The 13,262-nt window shown below is 65.0% G+C and carries 15 protein-coding genes; 11 read left to right on the top strand and 4 right to left on the bottom strand.

Annotated features, from left to right (window positions below):
- Positions 1 to 474: 474 nt before the first annotated feature.
- The 3 genes from NB3_RS00070 to NB3_RS00055 all read left to right on the top strand — a co-directional run bounded on the left by NB3_RS00070 (position 475) and on the right by NB3_RS00055 (position 2,790).
- Entirely contained in the window at positions 475 to 1,179 is a 705-nt protein-coding gene (locus NB3_RS00070; protein WP_244891712.1) for a ZIP family metal transporter, read from the top strand.
- Between the two features lie 497 nt (positions 1,180 to 1,676).
- The gene (locus NB3_RS00060) at positions 1,677 to 2,348 is read left to right on the top strand and encodes a chymotrypsin family serine protease (protein ID WP_067794529.1); all 672 of its coding nucleotides are present in this window, start codon (positions 1,677 to 1,679) and stop codon (positions 2,346 to 2,348) included.
- Between the two features lie 94 nt (positions 2,349 to 2,442).
- The gene (locus tag NB3_RS00055) at positions 2,443 to 2,790 is read left to right on the top strand and encodes a DoxX family protein (protein ID WP_067794526.1); all 348 of its coding nucleotides are present in this window, start codon (positions 2,443 to 2,445) and stop codon (positions 2,788 to 2,790) included.
- Positions 2,791 to 3,042: 252 nt separating this feature from the next.
- On the opposite strand, the gene NB3_RS00050 is transcribed toward NB3_RS00055, so the two are convergent.
- Entirely contained in the window at positions 3,043 to 3,912 is an 870-nt protein-coding gene (locus tag NB3_RS00050) for an SDR family NAD(P)-dependent oxidoreductase (RefSeq protein WP_067794523.1), read from the bottom strand.
- Positions 3,909 to 5,531, bottom strand: a complete 1,623-nt coding sequence (locus NB3_RS00045; protein WP_067794520.1) for a GMC oxidoreductase — start codon at positions 5,529 to 5,531, stop codon at positions 3,909 to 3,911. Before NB3_RS00045 ends, NB3_RS00050 begins: the two co-directional genes overlap by 4 nt.
- Positions 5,532 to 5,717: 186 nt before the next feature.
- Between NB3_RS00045 and NB3_RS00040 the strand changes: the two genes are divergently transcribed.
- The 3 genes from NB3_RS00040 to NB3_RS33835 all read left to right on the top strand — a co-directional run bounded on the left by NB3_RS00040 (position 5,718) and on the right by NB3_RS33835 (position 8,550).
- Complete coding sequence (locus tag NB3_RS00040) at positions 5,718 to 7,001, top strand: cytochrome P450 (RefSeq protein ID WP_067794821.1); 1,284 nt, start codon at positions 5,718 to 5,720, stop codon at positions 6,999 to 7,001.
- A 602-nt stretch (positions 7,002 to 7,603) separates the two neighbouring features.
- Positions 7,604 to 8,176 carry a Panacea domain-containing protein gene (locus NB3_RS00035; protein WP_067794516.1) on the top strand — a complete coding sequence of 191 codons (573 nt, stop codon included), beginning with the start codon at positions 7,604 to 7,606 and terminating at the stop codon, positions 8,174 to 8,176.
- Positions 8,173 to 8,550 carry a type II toxin-antitoxin system death-on-curing family toxin gene (locus NB3_RS33835; protein ID WP_084485482.1) on the top strand — a complete coding sequence of 126 codons (378 nt, stop codon included), beginning with the start codon at positions 8,173 to 8,175 and terminating at the stop codon, positions 8,548 to 8,550. Before NB3_RS00035 ends, NB3_RS33835 begins: the two co-directional genes overlap by 4 nt.
- Before the next feature lie 275 nt (positions 8,551 to 8,825).
- Here the strand turns inward: NB3_RS33835 and NB3_RS34705 are convergent, their stop codons facing one another.
- Positions 8,826 to 8,999, bottom strand: a complete 174-nt coding sequence (locus NB3_RS34705) for a hypothetical protein (protein WP_157111380.1) — start codon at positions 8,997 to 8,999, stop codon at positions 8,826 to 8,828.
- A gap of 625 nt (positions 9,000 to 9,624) precedes the next feature.
- On the opposite strand from NB3_RS34705, the gene NB3_RS00030 reads away from it, so the two are divergent.
- Positions 9,625 to 10,455 (top strand): hypothetical protein, encoded by an 831-nt coding sequence (locus NB3_RS00030; protein WP_067794514.1) that lies wholly within the window; start codon positions 9,625 to 9,627, stop codon positions 10,453 to 10,455.
- Between the two features lie 65 nt (positions 10,456 to 10,520).
- Here the strand turns inward: NB3_RS00030 and NB3_RS00025 are convergent, their stop codons facing one another.
- Positions 10,521 to 11,201: a GntR family transcriptional regulator gene (locus NB3_RS00025; protein WP_067794511.1), complete on the bottom strand. Its 681-nt coding sequence runs from the start codon at positions 11,199 to 11,201 to the stop codon at positions 10,521 to 10,523.
- Between the two features lie 217 nt (positions 11,202 to 11,418).
- On the opposite strand from NB3_RS00025, the gene NB3_RS00020 reads away from it, so the two are divergent.
- The 4 genes from NB3_RS00020 to NB3_RS00005 form a co-directional block, all read left to right on the top strand.
- The gene (locus tag NB3_RS00020; RefSeq protein ID WP_067794509.1) at positions 11,419 to 11,847 is read left to right on the top strand and encodes a hypothetical protein; all 429 of its coding nucleotides are present in this window, start codon (positions 11,419 to 11,421) and stop codon (positions 11,845 to 11,847) included.
- 2 nt (positions 11,848 to 11,849) lie between these two features.
- Positions 11,850 to 12,092 (top strand): hypothetical protein, encoded by a 243-nt coding sequence (locus NB3_RS00015; protein WP_157111378.1) that lies wholly within the window; start codon positions 11,850 to 11,852, stop codon positions 12,090 to 12,092.
- A gap of 2 nt (positions 12,093 to 12,094) precedes the next feature.
- The gene (locus tag NB3_RS00010; protein WP_067794503.1) at positions 12,095 to 12,763 is read left to right on the top strand and encodes a DUF2637 domain-containing protein; all 669 of its coding nucleotides are present in this window, start codon (positions 12,095 to 12,097) and stop codon (positions 12,761 to 12,763) included.
- 304 nt (positions 12,764 to 13,067) lie between these two features.
- Positions 13,068 to 13,262, top strand: a 195-nt coding sequence (locus NB3_RS00005) for a hypothetical protein (RefSeq protein ID WP_157111376.1), incomplete at its 3' end; no start/stop codon positions are given.

The raw sequence follows: 13,262 nt of genomic DNA, 5'->3' as shown, positions 1-13,262 counted from the left end.
CAGGCATGCGCCCACCCGCGACAGCGGACGGCTGGAAGTGGCCGACGCACACTCCAGCGATTTGCCTGAGACTCGTGTCGTCTCATCCGGCGCACTGCGGATGAGACCGCTTGTCGGCTCGTCCAAGGGGGGGAACGCATCAGATCGGCGCATCCGCTGGCTGTCCCGGCCCGGCGCTGCCAGTCGTGATTCGACACATGACGCCGAGAAGTGGCTTCGCCGCGACGAATTGAACCCCACCTCGAGAGACAAACTCCAGCGCAGCCCATCCTCCCCGAGTCCTCGTTCATCGGGCCGCCGTGTACACCAGAGCCTGGATCGGCGTCTCGTTTCCGACTCGCCGGTGCGGGTAGCTCCGACAGAGGTAACAGCGCGCTCGTCGGCATCGGTTGGGTGTTGGGCGGCAGAGGAGAGGGATCTTCGGTGTCAGGGTTGTGGGCTGCGGGTGGATGGGGGCTTCTGGCCGGATCCGCCTTGCTGGCAGGAGCTTTGGTCGGCTATTTCGCGCGCATCCCGACGAAGATCATCGCCAGCATCATGGGTTTCGGTAGCGGAGTGCTGTTGTCGGCGGTGTCGTTCGAACTGATAGCCGAAGCTCACGAACGCGCCGGACTGGCACCTACGGCACTCGGCGCGGTGACCGGCGCGGTGAGCTACACCCTGGCGAACCTCGCTTTGGCGCACCGCGGCGCCAGGCACCGCAAACGCTCCGGAGATCAGCAGCCCAGCGAATCCGAACAATCCGGCTCCGGGACGGCCATCGCCTTGGGCGCGTTGCTCGACGGCGTCCCCGAGTCCATCGTCATCGGCACCAGCCTGCTCGGCGGCGGAGCCGTCAGCATGGTGACCGTAGCCGCGGTGTTCATCAGCAATATCCCCGAAGGCCTGTCCAGCGCGGCGGGAATGCGCCGAGGAGGCCGCTCCCGCCGCTACGTGTTCACGCTCTGGAGTGGGATCGCGATCATCAGCGCAGTGGCGGCGATGTCGGGTTACGGACTGCTCGGCGGCGCCCAGCCTGCCGTGCTTGCCGCGATCACCGCCCTGGCCGGCGGCGCGATCCTGTCCATGATCGCCGACACCATGATCCCCGAAGCATTCGAAAACGCCCATCTGTGGGTCGGACTGATCACGGTGGCGGGATTCCTCACCGCGTTCAGCCTGTCCCAACTCGAGCGATAACCGCTGCGACTTATCCGACCGGGCCGGAACAACCTGCCACGGTGACGGCCCGCGCCGGTTTCAGATGGATGCTGGCGGGTAGCTGTCAGTTATGACAGCGATGCGAAACCGGCCAACCCGAATCGCAGGGGCGGAGTGGGGTACCGCAGTCCTGGCCCTGTTCACCTGCTTGGTCCTCTCCGTTGGCATCACCGTCCTCACCGGCTCCGCCGGAACCGCCGCCGCGGCGACAGTGTTGCTGGGCGCGGCGATCTCGGCGACGTCGAAAATCCTCCCCTCCCAGTGATATCGCCGCACGACCCCTTCGGTTCGGCTGCCGACGGCTTTCTCATCGGCCCCCGGTTTCCCTTTCGTAGGCGTGGGTAGCCCGAACAAGCGACGCGCGGAACCCCTTGTTGCCGCCGGAGTTTCGCGATCGATGACAATGCGGTGCCGAGTTCGTCCGGTACGGCTGGAGTCGTGTCGCCGGAACTGGGCTCGACCCGATGGGAGGAACGATGGCTGGTGCGTGGATGAAGGTTGTCGCCGCGGCGGCCCTGGCTTGCGGCCCGCTCTCGGTGGGTGCAGGCACGGCGGCCGGTGTTCCGCAGTTACCGCCGCCGCCGATAGGCGGTGGATCGGGAATCGCGATCGATGACGAAGCCGAATGCACACTCACCACCATCGGCTACGACGCGGCAGGCCGATTGGTAGGTCTGACCGCGGGCCATTGCGGTGAACCTGGAGCGCGCGTCACGTCTGTCACCTATCCCAGCTACGGGGTGCTCGGGCGGTTCGTCTACGCCGATCACGAACTGGACTACGCGGTCATCGACTTCGACGCCACACGGGTGGCTCCGGCCCGGGACGTCGGTGGGTTCCGCATCGAGAATCTCGGCGCTCCCGCGCAGTTCCCCGACATCGTCTGCAAGAAGGGCCGGACCACCGGCCAGACCTGCGGTGTCGCCTGGGGCGACATGATGGGCGACAGCCGGGACACCTGGACCCAGATGTGTGTGCTCAAAGGCGACTCCGGCGCGCCGGTGGTGATCGGTTCGACCCTGGTCGGGATGGTCAACGCCTACTTGGGCATGGGTTGTCTCGGACCCGAAGTGGGAACCGACATCAACGCCATCCTCAGCGACATCGACGCTCGCAACGACATAGGCGCCGGATTCCGGCCCATCTGAGCCGAGATCATCGACCGTTCGATGTCACACCCCGACGTGCTGCGTCGTCATCGAGGCGAACCCATCCGAATCACCAGAGAAATCGGGAATCGCCATGAGCACCGCATATGTCGTCGTCACCATCGCCGCTGCCGCCTGGGTCGGCTTCTCGGCGTTCTCGCTGCTGCGGCGGGCAGCGTTCGTCGTGGAGCCACTGGTGGAATACGGTGTGCCGCAATCCTGGTGGACTCCACTGGGGTTGGCCAAGGCCGCTGGAGCGCTCGGGCTGATCGTCGGCCTCTTCGTTCCCGCGATCGGAGTCGCCGCGGCCATCGGCCTGATCCTGTACTTCGCGGGCGCGGTGATCATCGTGCTGCGGGCCCGCTCGTACAAGACCGTGGCGTTTCCGATGCTGTACCTGATCCCGGTCGCGATCGCGCTGGGTCTGGGCGTCGCCGCGTAAAGGACGTCGACACCCCAGCACGGCGGCGAGCACGGCCATCGTCGCGCTGAGCGAGTGCCCACGAAGACCACCGGCCCCAGCAGCAGCGCCAGCACATCCTCGACGTAACCGTCCATCCCGGAATACGGGGAGGGGTACATCCCGAGAGATCCGAGCGCCCGCGCCCACGTCGTCGAACAGGACGACGGTGAAGTCACGAACTTCGCAGAAGATCCCGCGAACGCCCACCCTTGATCGCTCCGCGGCCCAGGATCAACGACGGTACCTACGCTCCAGGATTCGCCGGGCTCGGTCGCGGTGGACGGAGGACCAGGCTTGCACCCGGACCGCCCACCATGGGGCGATGTCACGGGGTTTGACGGTGACCGCGTGCGAGATGAGGTCGGAGGCTTCGTCGACGGTCAGACCGGGGATGCGGCTGAAGTCGGTCGGGGCGCTCATTCTGGTGTGGACCAGTGGCATGTAGACGGAGGTGGTGGTGACATCGTCGCAGGCGATCTCGAGGGCGACGCTGCGCAGCCAGACATCGAAGGCCGCTTTCGAGGCGAAGTAAGCCGACCAGCGCGGACCCGGCGGCATGAGCACGCCCCAGGTGGAGACGTTGACGATATGTCCCTGCTTGCGCGCACGCATATTGGGTAACAGATCGAGCAGCAACCGCACCGGGCCCAGATAATTGACGTCGATGGTGCGGGTGAAATCGTGGAAGCGGTCGTAGGACTCGGCAATGGGCCGCCGGATCGACTTTCCCGCGTTGCTGATCACGACATCGATGTGCCCGTACTCGGCCAGCAGCGTCCGGCCGAGCAGGTCGACGGCATCCATGTCGGTCAGGTCGGTCGGGTAGGCGTGGGCTGCGCCGCCCTCGGCGGCGATGTCGGCGGCCAGCTGTTCCAGTTCAGGATGGGAACGGGCGACCAGCGCCACCACCGCCCCCGCCCCGGCCAGCTTTCTGGCACTGGCCTTGCCGATACCGTGCGAGGCTCCGGTCACCAGCACCACCTTGCCTGCGACAGCCGCGCGCAATGATTCCTCGGTGGGCTGAAACGTCGGATACATCAGCCGGATCGCCAGCCGTTCGGCGAGCGACCGTCCACGATTCGTGGCCGGATTCCCGTTCATAGTTCTCGGATGATCTGTTCGATATTGCGCTCGGCCAGCGCGCTGATCGTCAGTGAGGGGTTCACCGTTCCGGTGCTACCTGGCACTGCCGCCCCGTCCATGACGTAGAGGTTTCGGTAACCACGCACCCGGCCGTAGCCGTCGGTCGCGAGCCCGAGCACCGCGCCGCCCAGCGGATGGGAGGTGAACGAGGCATCCGCGTCGACGGCAGGCCTGGAGATGGGCCGACAGTTGCAGGCCGCGTTGTCGTTCACTTCCCGCGCTCGCTCGAGATAGCCCGCGGCGCCGCCGTCCGGCCAGTCCAGGACCACGCGCCCGTCGGACGGGTCACAGACGAACCGGCCACGGGTGTCGTCGAGCACGATGCCCAACGACGCGAGAAGGGTGACGTCGAACGGCGTCGTGCCGGGGATATACCAGCTCTCCAGCGCCACGGGTACGCCCGCCTCGTCGAGGATCCGGCTCGCGGACGGCGTGCCCTGCGTGCCCACCTGGAACGTGCTGAGCGGCCGGGCCAAGGCCACATCGCCGTTGCTGCCCCAGCCTTCGCCGACGTGCTCGTTCAGGTTCGGCAGCGCACCGGTCTCCCGCGCACGCACCAACAACTCGGAGGTGCCGATGGAGCCCGCGCCCAGGAACAGCATGTCGCAGGTCAACGTCCGAGTGCGCAGCACATCACCGGTCGGGGCGAGTTTGGTCACGTCGACGGTATAGCGGCCCGACGCTCCCGGTTCCTTCGCGATGGCGTCCACGCGATGGCCGGGATAGATCCGGGCGCGGCCGGTCTGCTCGGCATAGCGGAGGTAGTTCTGGTTGAGGTCGAACTTCGCGCCGTTGGAATTGCCGAGGTTCGAATTGCCGACCGTCGCCGACGGCCTCGATCGCAAAGCCAGCTCATCGCGGATGACGTCCCAGTTCCATGTGCCGTCGATACGCTGCGGCGCGTAGCCTGCCACACGAACCTGTTCGTCCCAGGCCCGCGAGTGCGCGAACGCGAAAGAGCTGTAGATGTCCTCCGGAATAACACTGGGGCGCAGGACATTCCGTACCTTGGGGTAGTAGACGTCGTGCATCTCGTGGTAGTCGACCACGCCGCGGAAAACATGCTCGAAGAACCGCTGCTCCGGCTCGATCATCACCCCGGTGAACACCACCGAGCCACCGCCCACACACGCACCGCGCCACACGTCCATGCCCGGGTAACTCGTGACATCGAGGACCCCGCCGAACGGATCGATCGCCAGCGGGATCCGGTTCACCCCGGTGAAGGTGGTGCGGTACCAGAAACCGCGGCCATCCGGGATCGTATCGGTGGCGAAGATGTCACGCCATGGATCATTCGGCCATCGGGACCCGCGCTCGAGCACCGCGACCTCGATCCCCGACTGCGCCAGGCGCAGCGCGGTGACCGATGCCCCGAAGCCCGATCCGACGACGATGGCAGGAACATGGTCGGCCGGATCCGGCAGCGGGGCGAAGATCTCCGGCACCAGCATGCGATACATCGCCGTTCTCGGGCTCGGGATGTAGTTGTCCGCCCATGCCGCGGACGCGGCCGTACCTACACCCGCCAGACTCAGCATCGTCGCGGCACTCTTGACGAAACGACGCCGGTCCATTGGGCCTCCGGCCCGATCCAACCGTCGTGCCGTCACCTCCAGCAACCAAACGTGACAACCATGCGTACTACCTTCCCGTCCCGGTAGACCACCGCATCATGGGGGCGAAAGTCGACAGAACCAACAGCAGCGCTATGTCGCAGCTACTCCTATTATGAGCAGTGGGTCGGGAGTGAGGAGATGTCGATGTTGACTCGCGCGTGGATCCGGTGGCTACTCACTCATGGCGTGCTACGAACCTATCTCCAGTGGGCGGCGCGTCGGGGCGATCCTCTCGGGCAAATCGCCATCGGTCAGGATCGGTTGCTCGGCTCCTCGCCGTACATCGAGGAGATCCGGCGGCGGGGGCGCATTCCCGGTATGTCGGGCGTACACGTGACGGCGGACCACGAACTGTGCCGACTCATCCTCCGAGACCGGCGCTTCGGTGTGGTCACGCCGATCCATCCAGCGCTGCCGAAGCCGATCCGCTGGATGATGGGAAAGACGGATCTGGGACTTCCCAACCTCGCGGAACCGCCCTCGATGCTGGTGGCCGATCCGCCGGATCACACTCGGTACCGACGCTCGGTCCGGCAGGCATTCGGCCCGAAAGCCATCGCCGTGCTGGAGGAGCGGGTAACCGAAGTCACCGAAGACCTGCTCCACCGCATGGAATCGAAGCCTCGCCCGGATCTGATCAACGACTTCTCCGCACAACTGCCCGTAACGATCATCGCCGAAATGCTCGGGTTGCCCGCCGACATGCATTCGACCTTGCTGAGATGGGGAGACACCGGCGCGCCACTGCTCGAGCGCGGCCTGGCCTGGACCACCTACCGCCACGCCATGGAAGACCTGGTCGAGGTCGAACAGTACTTCGACCACTACTTCGACCGGCTCACCGCCGAACCGGACAACCGCGTACTCAGCATGCTGGTGACAGGTGGCGAGCTCACCCGCCGCGAGCAGGTGGCCAACGCGGCCCTGTTACTGGACGCCGGATTCTTGACGACAGTGAACATGCTCGGCAACGGAATCGTCCTCCTGACAAGCCATCCGGACCAGTTGGAGCTGCTGGCCGCGCAGCCGGAGCTATGGCCGAACGCGGTGGAGGAAATCCTCCGCTACGACGGTCCCGTGCGGATGACCGGCCGGGTCGCGAGGTGTGACGTCGACATCGATGGCCAGCACATCAAATCGGGTTCCCTGGTCCTGCTGTCGTTGGCGGGCGCCAACAACGACCCCACGGTCTTCCCCGATCCCCAAAGATTCGATGTGACCAGGGAAAACGCCGCGGAACATCTCGCGTTCAGCAGCGGGATCCACGGGTGCCTAGGGGCCAGGCTGGCCCGGCTGGAGGGCGCCGTCGGGCTGCGAATCCTCTTCGAGCGCTATCCGAAGCTTCGCCTGGACGGCCCGCCGACCCCCCATCCCCTGCGAAATCTGCACGCCTACCGCTCCATGCCCGCCGAGCTGATCGCCGCCTAGCTACCGAGCTCTCCGACGCGCACGCAGGTCCATGAGCCCCAGTTCGATGGAGCCCGCGACGAGCGGTCAGGGTCGCGGTGTGACCGGTACGGCTGATGGTCTTTGAGCCGCCTGGGGGAATCGAACCCCCGACCTTTTCATTACGAGGCACAGGCTGCCACCGGGACTAGGCGGGCCGCAGATGGGTTCCTCTGTTGACGATGTGGTTCTAGGCCGTGGCTGTCGTCGTCGTTGTCGTCAGCCTTGTCGTCAGCAGCGGTGTCGGCGACCTCTTCGTCCCGAACGTTGCTCCCATGTCCTCGGGGCGATCGAACAGTGTCAGTGAGCTGCTCTGATATGCCGTCAAGTCTCGTCCAGTTCCGACGGAGATCGGGTCGTCCGCTACCTTTCCGCTTCCTGCGGTCGGTGCTCCCGACGACGGCTCGGGCGTAGTGGTCGAGGAAGCTCTGATAACGGACTGCTGCGAGGGCGACTCACCTTGTAACTGGAATCACCACATGTAACGAAGCGAACCGGCTATTTTATACCATGTTGAGTACGTTGTGAAATAAGTGTGGATAACTCCTGGTATCCTGGGGATAGGTAGCGGAAGGGAGCGCTCGATGGTTACCGCTCTGGACGTTGCCGGATACGTCTACCGGCAGCGGGGATGGGTAGACGCCTGGAAGCTGGAGAAGCTGATCTACTTCGCACAGGCATGGCACTTGACCTGGGACGGTCGGCCTCTGTTTGAGGACAAGTTTCAGGCGTGGCCGGACGGTCCTGTGCAACCGACGGTGTACCAGGTGAACAAGTATGAGCGCTCCGACTGGGGCTCCACTGTGCTGCCCGGTGCCAATCCTGATGCTCTGTCGCCCGCAACGAGAGTTATCGTTGATGCCGTGCTTGAGCACTACGCCCGCCTCGGGAAAGACGCTTTGGTGGAGCTGAGCCATGAGCTTCCTTGGCAGCGCGCCCGAGGGGACCTTCCAAGTGGTGCAAAGTGCAGCAACGAGCTGTCCGAGAGTGACATGAAGCGCTGGTACACGGCGAAGGTTCTCAGAGGGGAGAAGGACATTCCTGCTCAACCCAACATCCAGCCCGCCGGGGTCCTCGACTCTCCGGAGTATGAGAAGGCTGTGGACGCGGAGATCGCTCGATGGGAGGCAACGCTTCGGCTGCTGGCTGAGCGGTGACACCATTTGCCCTTCCGGTTGATGGTGTCATCGCCACCAATCGGCGACTTACCGGGACTTCCTACAACGTCATCGACCGAGGCAAGCTGGAGAGCGCACTGGCCCGGCCGCTCGCAACTGGGTTCGGGCAACCGCTCTATCCCACAGCTCTCCAACGCGGTGCTGCCCTGCTTGGAGGCTTGGCTGCGGCCCATGCGTTCATAGATGCGAACAAGCGGACCGCTTGGCTCTCGTGCAACATCTACCTGAACGCGTTCAATTCACGGCTGCAAGAGATACCGGAGAACGAGGCCGCGGATTTCGTAGAGGCTCTCGTCGTTTGTCACTTCGGAGTGGATGATATTGCGGCCTGGCTAGCTGTACACCTGGCCTGACGATCTTGCGCCGGTCGCGGCTTATGGCCCTGTTGGGTGGTGGGTTGCACCCAGAGGCGGGCTGGCTGCGCCTGCCCCTTATCGGCCTGCCTTTCGCGCGTAGAGGCTCCGGGGTCAAGAGTCGGCGGATGCCGATCACGTAGTGACGCCGTAGGCGCTCTTGACGCTGGAGGGGCGCGTGAACACAATGCAGGCCACCACACAGCAGGGCCAAGCGGCCGAAGGACGCTCAGTAGTTCGGCAATTGGGAGAGGGGGGCCGAAGCCCCCGGCTGGTCAGCAGTAGTTGTCGATGCGGTCGAGCAGTTCCAGGAACTCGGCGGAGTTGAAGTCGTAGCTGTCGGCGCACCGCTGGCAGAAGTGGCCGTGGTCGGAGTCGAGAACGGTGGCCGCGTCGAAGCAGATGTCGCAGGAGTAGTGGTGTGTGCCGCCGGTCCAGTTCTTAGCCATGGGGTGAGTCCTTCCGGGTCGTGGTGGTCTGGCTGAGGACGCCTCGATCACTGCCCTGGTGGGTGTCAAGGGTGGCGGTAGCCATCACGGAGTGACGCCGTAGGCGCCCTTGATGCCCATCAGGGCAGTGATAGTCCTCGGATAAGCCAGACCGCCTCGACCCGGAAGGACGCTGGCGGCCGAGACTGGATCGGCGGCACAGACCATCTACGGACGTGACATCGGCGGCAACTCAGCCACGGCGACTTCGGCCACGGCCACTTCTGCTGGTGACCGTCCGCGACCGATTTCGACTCCGCCGAGTTCCTGGTGGTGACCACAGCCGGTGGACCGGGCAGAGTGCCGGCCGATTCGTGCTCGGCTGCGGGAGGTAAGTCGGGTACGGCTCCCGGCGTGCCCAGCACTGCTTCGATTGATGCAGAAAGTGACCAGACAGGAACTCCGGTGCGCCCCGGCGGCCGAGTGGCGCCGACGCGCTCGACGCGCCGCGAGCGACGCCCCATCAGCCGCGCTGCGTGTCGCAGCGCGGCGGCGGCGCGAAGCGCCGCCGGGGCGCTCTTGTTGCTGTATGGCGAAATTCGGCAACGACTCGCAAAAGCCAAGGCGCGTCAGGAGAATCGAGCGTATGACTGGTCTCGCGCTGACGCCGGAGCGTCGAACGGAACTGGCCGAACTGCTCGGCAACGAGTCGCGGCTGAAGGCCGAGTATCCACGGGTGGCTGAGTACTTGGACACTGCGCCGATGCTGTCGGGAACCGGTGATGCGGAGGCTGATGCAGCGTTCGACCTGAGGTTCGTGCACTACATGACCGGCGGGCAGTCTTCGGGCAACCCGTACTGGGACATCGTGGGTCCTTCGGTCGGAGTGGACGGGGAACGGCGAGTCGTCAACGGTGGAAGTGCGAAGGGAAGCGTCCGACTGGGCTTCGTCCAGACGATCTTGCAGAGCGTCTACGCCTATGCGATCCCGTCACCGGAGACTCTCAAGTGGGTGAAGACCTTCAGCGTAGGGCATACGGTTGTCGAGCTGGGGGCAGGCCGTGGCTACTGGGCACGACTGCTCGCCAATGGTGAGGTAGACGTACGTGCCTTCGACTCCGAACCGCCGGACAAGGCGTCGAATCCGTCATTTCCGACGTCGGAAGGTCAACGCGACGCCTGGTATCCAGTCGGCGGCCTCGAAGAATTCAGCACTGAGCTGAATGGTGATTCAGTGCTCTTCCTGTGCTGGCCGCCCGGTTGGGGTAACCCGATGGCGTCGGAAGCGTTGGAACTGTTCGAGGCACGCGGAGGTAGCCGCCTGATCTACGTGGGCGAACCGAAGGGCGGCAAGACTGGTGACGACGCCTTCTTCGACCGGCTGTCGGATCGCTGGACGTTGGACTCGTGGGACACAGAGTTTGTCTCCTGGTGGAACCTCGCTGACGTGGCGCAGGGTTGGGTCCGCCGCGGTTAGTTGGGTTCGGAACGAAGTGTGGCCCGATCGATGGTGCGATCGGGCCACGCTTGCATTGCGTTGAGTTAGGACTGCGTGTCGAGCACCATCCGGAAGACGAACGAGTCGTAGCGGTCTCGTGGGTATGAAACCTCCGAGATCATCAGTACTTCACCATCGGCCGCAAGGAAGCGCTGATGGACCGACTTAACGAGTTCGCCTGACGGCACCTCGAGCCATACGGCGTGTGTCGGCACCGGCGGCCGGTCGGCAAGAGTCTCCTCAAGGATGGCGGCGGCGGCTACGTCCGTGCCCGGCCGTTGGTAGCTGTCGGAGATCGAGATGGGCCGTCCTTTCTCCGACGCCATCGTGATGACGTGCTCAACATCGTCGCCTGGGGTGATCCCGAGCAGCGCGGCGAGTTCTTCGTCCGCGGGCGCCGTCGATGATTCGCGTTCGATCCGCACCTCTTCCTCGCTTCCTGCTGCCTCGTTGCCGAAGGTGACCTCGGGGTCTTCCATCTGCCGTTCCGGAGAAACGCGCACCAGTGTCGGGCGGGCCGCGACGAAAGTTCCTCGGCGTTCGATGGTGTAGACGAGTCCCTGGCGCAACAACAGGTCGATGACCTTCCGGATGACAATCTCGGACACGCTGTGTTGTTTCGCCAGTTCGGAGTAGCTCGGTAGCTGCGTCCGGGCAGGCAGGGCGCCACTGCGGATGTCCCGTGCGATCTCCCCTGCGATGGAAACGTACGCGGGCTCACTCATGTGCTCACTCCTCTTCGTCGCGGTCTGTGCTGATGATACGCAACTGCGTATACGCACCGGTCCGCGTTGTGACGACTTGAGTTGTCAACCTGCCTTGCAACTGCGTATACACAAAACCCTTGTGCGTATACGCAGCTGTGTATACGCTGTTGTGTATGCACAAAGGTTGTGCGAGTCGAGTCAGCTGGGAAGTACGCAGCAGCAAGGAGATTGAGCAATGGCACTGAAGGATGTTTGGTTCACCCCGGCGTTCGAGGACGCGTTCCCGATGGGTTTGTTCCTGTTGGGGGAGATTGCGCCGGTGACGGAGTTCAGCTCCGACCGCAACGCGCCGAAGCGTCAGCGGCTGGACTTGGACGCGGAAGGCAACGGCACGGGCAAGCGGCTGTGGAAGGGCACGGTCACCGACCCGGCCGCGGCGAACGCGAAGCAGGCGAGTTTCGACGTGGTGTTCGTCGCGGATGTGCAGCCGGTTCCGGTGGCTCCGGAGATCGCGCGGGGTATGCGTCCGGTGGAGCTGGAGGGGTTGCAGGTCAAGCCGAAGATCGCTGGTCAGGGTGAGTTCAAGTCGATCGGCTGGACGATCCGCGCGACCGGGATCAAGGGCGACAACTCCGGTGCCAAGTCGGCTGCGAAGGCGGCGTGATCATGTCGTTCTTCAACACCTCCGTTTCCGGTCATGACGGGATCACCGCCGAGTACCACGCCGAGCGTGAGGCCGCATACAGCGGCGGTGTGCTCCCGGCGACGGTGTTCATCGAGTTGTTGAATGCGAATGGGTATTTGAGCTTGAGCATCGCCGATGCCCGGTCGCTGCTGGCTCAGTTGCCCGTGGTGTTGGCCGAGCACGATGCGGTCGAGGCTGCGGCGTCGTCGGACAAGGCGGCCTGACGATGAATACGGCGGATCGGTCGGCGGGGATGCGTCTTGCGCGCTGGTCCGCCGTGGTCATCATCATCGCGGTCGGGGCGGCGGCGTTCCGGTTGTCGTTCGCCACGCTGAAGGATCTCGCGGTCCTGGCGCACATTCCGGCGTCGGATGCGTGGCTGTTCCCGCTGATCGTGGACGGCACCATCCTGCTCGCCACCTTCGGAGTGCTGGTGCTCGCCAATGCTCCGGAGCGCCGGTTCTTCGTCACCGTTCTGGTCATCGGCTCGGTGGTGTCGGTGGCGGGTAACTCGCTGCACGCGGTCGCGGCCGGGCGGGAGTTGCCGTGGTGGGCGTCGGCGCTGGTGGCTGCGATCGCCCCGATTTCCCTGCTGGCCGACACGCACGGGTTGGCGCTGTTGATCCGTGCGGCACAACGAGATTCGGCACCCGAACCCGCTCCGCCCGTGGTCGAGCCTGCCGTCGAGCAGGTCCCGGCCGAGCCCGAGCGTGAGGCGGAACCGGTGTCGGTCCCCGATCCAAAGTCCGATCCCGTGCCTGTGGTGCCGGTGCCTGACCCGGTGCGGGTGGCTGAGCTTCGCCCGGTGCCTGATGCGCCGGTCCACATTCCTGTTCGTTCTTCGCGACCGCAGCAAACCATGCTGCCGATCGCTGTTCCTGTTGGGGGTCTGTGATGACTGCTTTTGTTCCTGCTGTGGCCACGGGCGTGTCCGCGCTGGTCACTGTGTTGGCCGGTGTCGGGGTGCTGGTGGACCGGCCTTCGGATGCTCCGGCCTCGGTTGTCCCGGCCGCTGCGTCTTCCTCGGCGGTAGCGCCCGCCAGCCCGGCTCCGGCTGTGGCTCCTCGTGGGTGCGTGATGTTCTGCGAGGACTCCGCGCCGGGTCGGTCGGAGTTCGAGATGGTTCCGGCTTCTCCGGTGCCGGAGGGGTGCCGGTTGTTCTGCGAGTTGGAGCGTGGCCGGGAAGGTGGGGGGTTCTGATGAGTGTCGCGGGAACGGTCATGCTCGCCAGCGGTATGTGCACCGGCGCGTCGGCGTTCTGGTGGCTGCGGTCGATCGCCGTACGCGGCTCGGAGATGCAACCGACCGGTGCTGTCCGTGAGGCTGTCGCGGCGGCTCCGGTCGAGTTGCGGACGGCGGTGTTGGTGATCGCTGATCCCGAGCAGCGTCCGCGT

Origin of the sequence: Nocardia beijingensis NBRC 16342 (assembly GCF_001612785.1) — a bacterium.
Lineage (GTDB): Bacteria > Actinomycetota > Actinomycetes > Mycobacteriales > Mycobacteriaceae > Nocardia > Nocardia beijingensis.
This window is presented reverse-complemented; position numbering and strand designations above follow the sequence as displayed.

Excerpts from the sequence above, each read along its gene's own strand:
- NB3_RS00060 (WP_067794529.1), top strand. The coding sequence starts at position 1,677 with ATGGCTGGTGCGTGGATGAAGGTTGTCGCCGCGGCGGCCCTGGCTTGC.
- NB3_RS00055 (WP_067794526.1), top strand. The coding sequence starts at position 2,443 with ATGAGCACCGCATATGTCGTCGTCACCATCGCCGCTGCCGCCTGGGTC.
- NB3_RS00050 (WP_067794523.1), bottom strand. The coding sequence starts at position 3,912 with ATGAACGGGAATCCGGCCACGAATCGTGGACGGTCGCTCGCCGAACGG.
- NB3_RS00045 (WP_067794520.1), bottom strand. The coding sequence starts at position 5,531 with ATGGACCGGCGTCGTTTCGTCAAGAGTGCCGCGACGATGCTGAGTCTG.
- NB3_RS00040 (WP_067794821.1), top strand. The coding sequence starts at position 5,718 with ATGTTGACTCGCGCGTGGATCCGGTGGCTACTCACTCATGGCGTGCTA.
- NB3_RS00035 (WP_067794516.1), top strand. The coding sequence starts at position 7,604 with ATGGTTACCGCTCTGGACGTTGCCGGATACGTCTACCGGCAGCGGGGA.
- NB3_RS34705 (WP_157111380.1), bottom strand. The coding sequence starts at position 8,999 with ATGGCTAAGAACTGGACCGGCGGCACACACCACTACTCCTGCGACATC.
- NB3_RS00030 (WP_067794514.1), top strand. The coding sequence starts at position 9,625 with ATGACTGGTCTCGCGCTGACGCCGGAGCGTCGAACGGAACTGGCCGAA.
- NB3_RS00025 (WP_067794511.1), bottom strand. The coding sequence starts at position 11,201 with ATGAGTGAGCCCGCGTACGTTTCCATCGCAGGGGAGATCGCACGGGAC.
- NB3_RS00020 (WP_067794509.1), top strand. The coding sequence starts at position 11,419 with ATGGCACTGAAGGATGTTTGGTTCACCCCGGCGTTCGAGGACGCGTTC.
- NB3_RS00015 (WP_157111378.1), top strand. The coding sequence starts at position 11,850 with ATGTCGTTCTTCAACACCTCCGTTTCCGGTCATGACGGGATCACCGCC.
- NB3_RS00010 (WP_067794503.1), top strand. The coding sequence starts at position 12,095 with ATGAATACGGCGGATCGGTCGGCGGGGATGCGTCTTGCGCGCTGGTCC.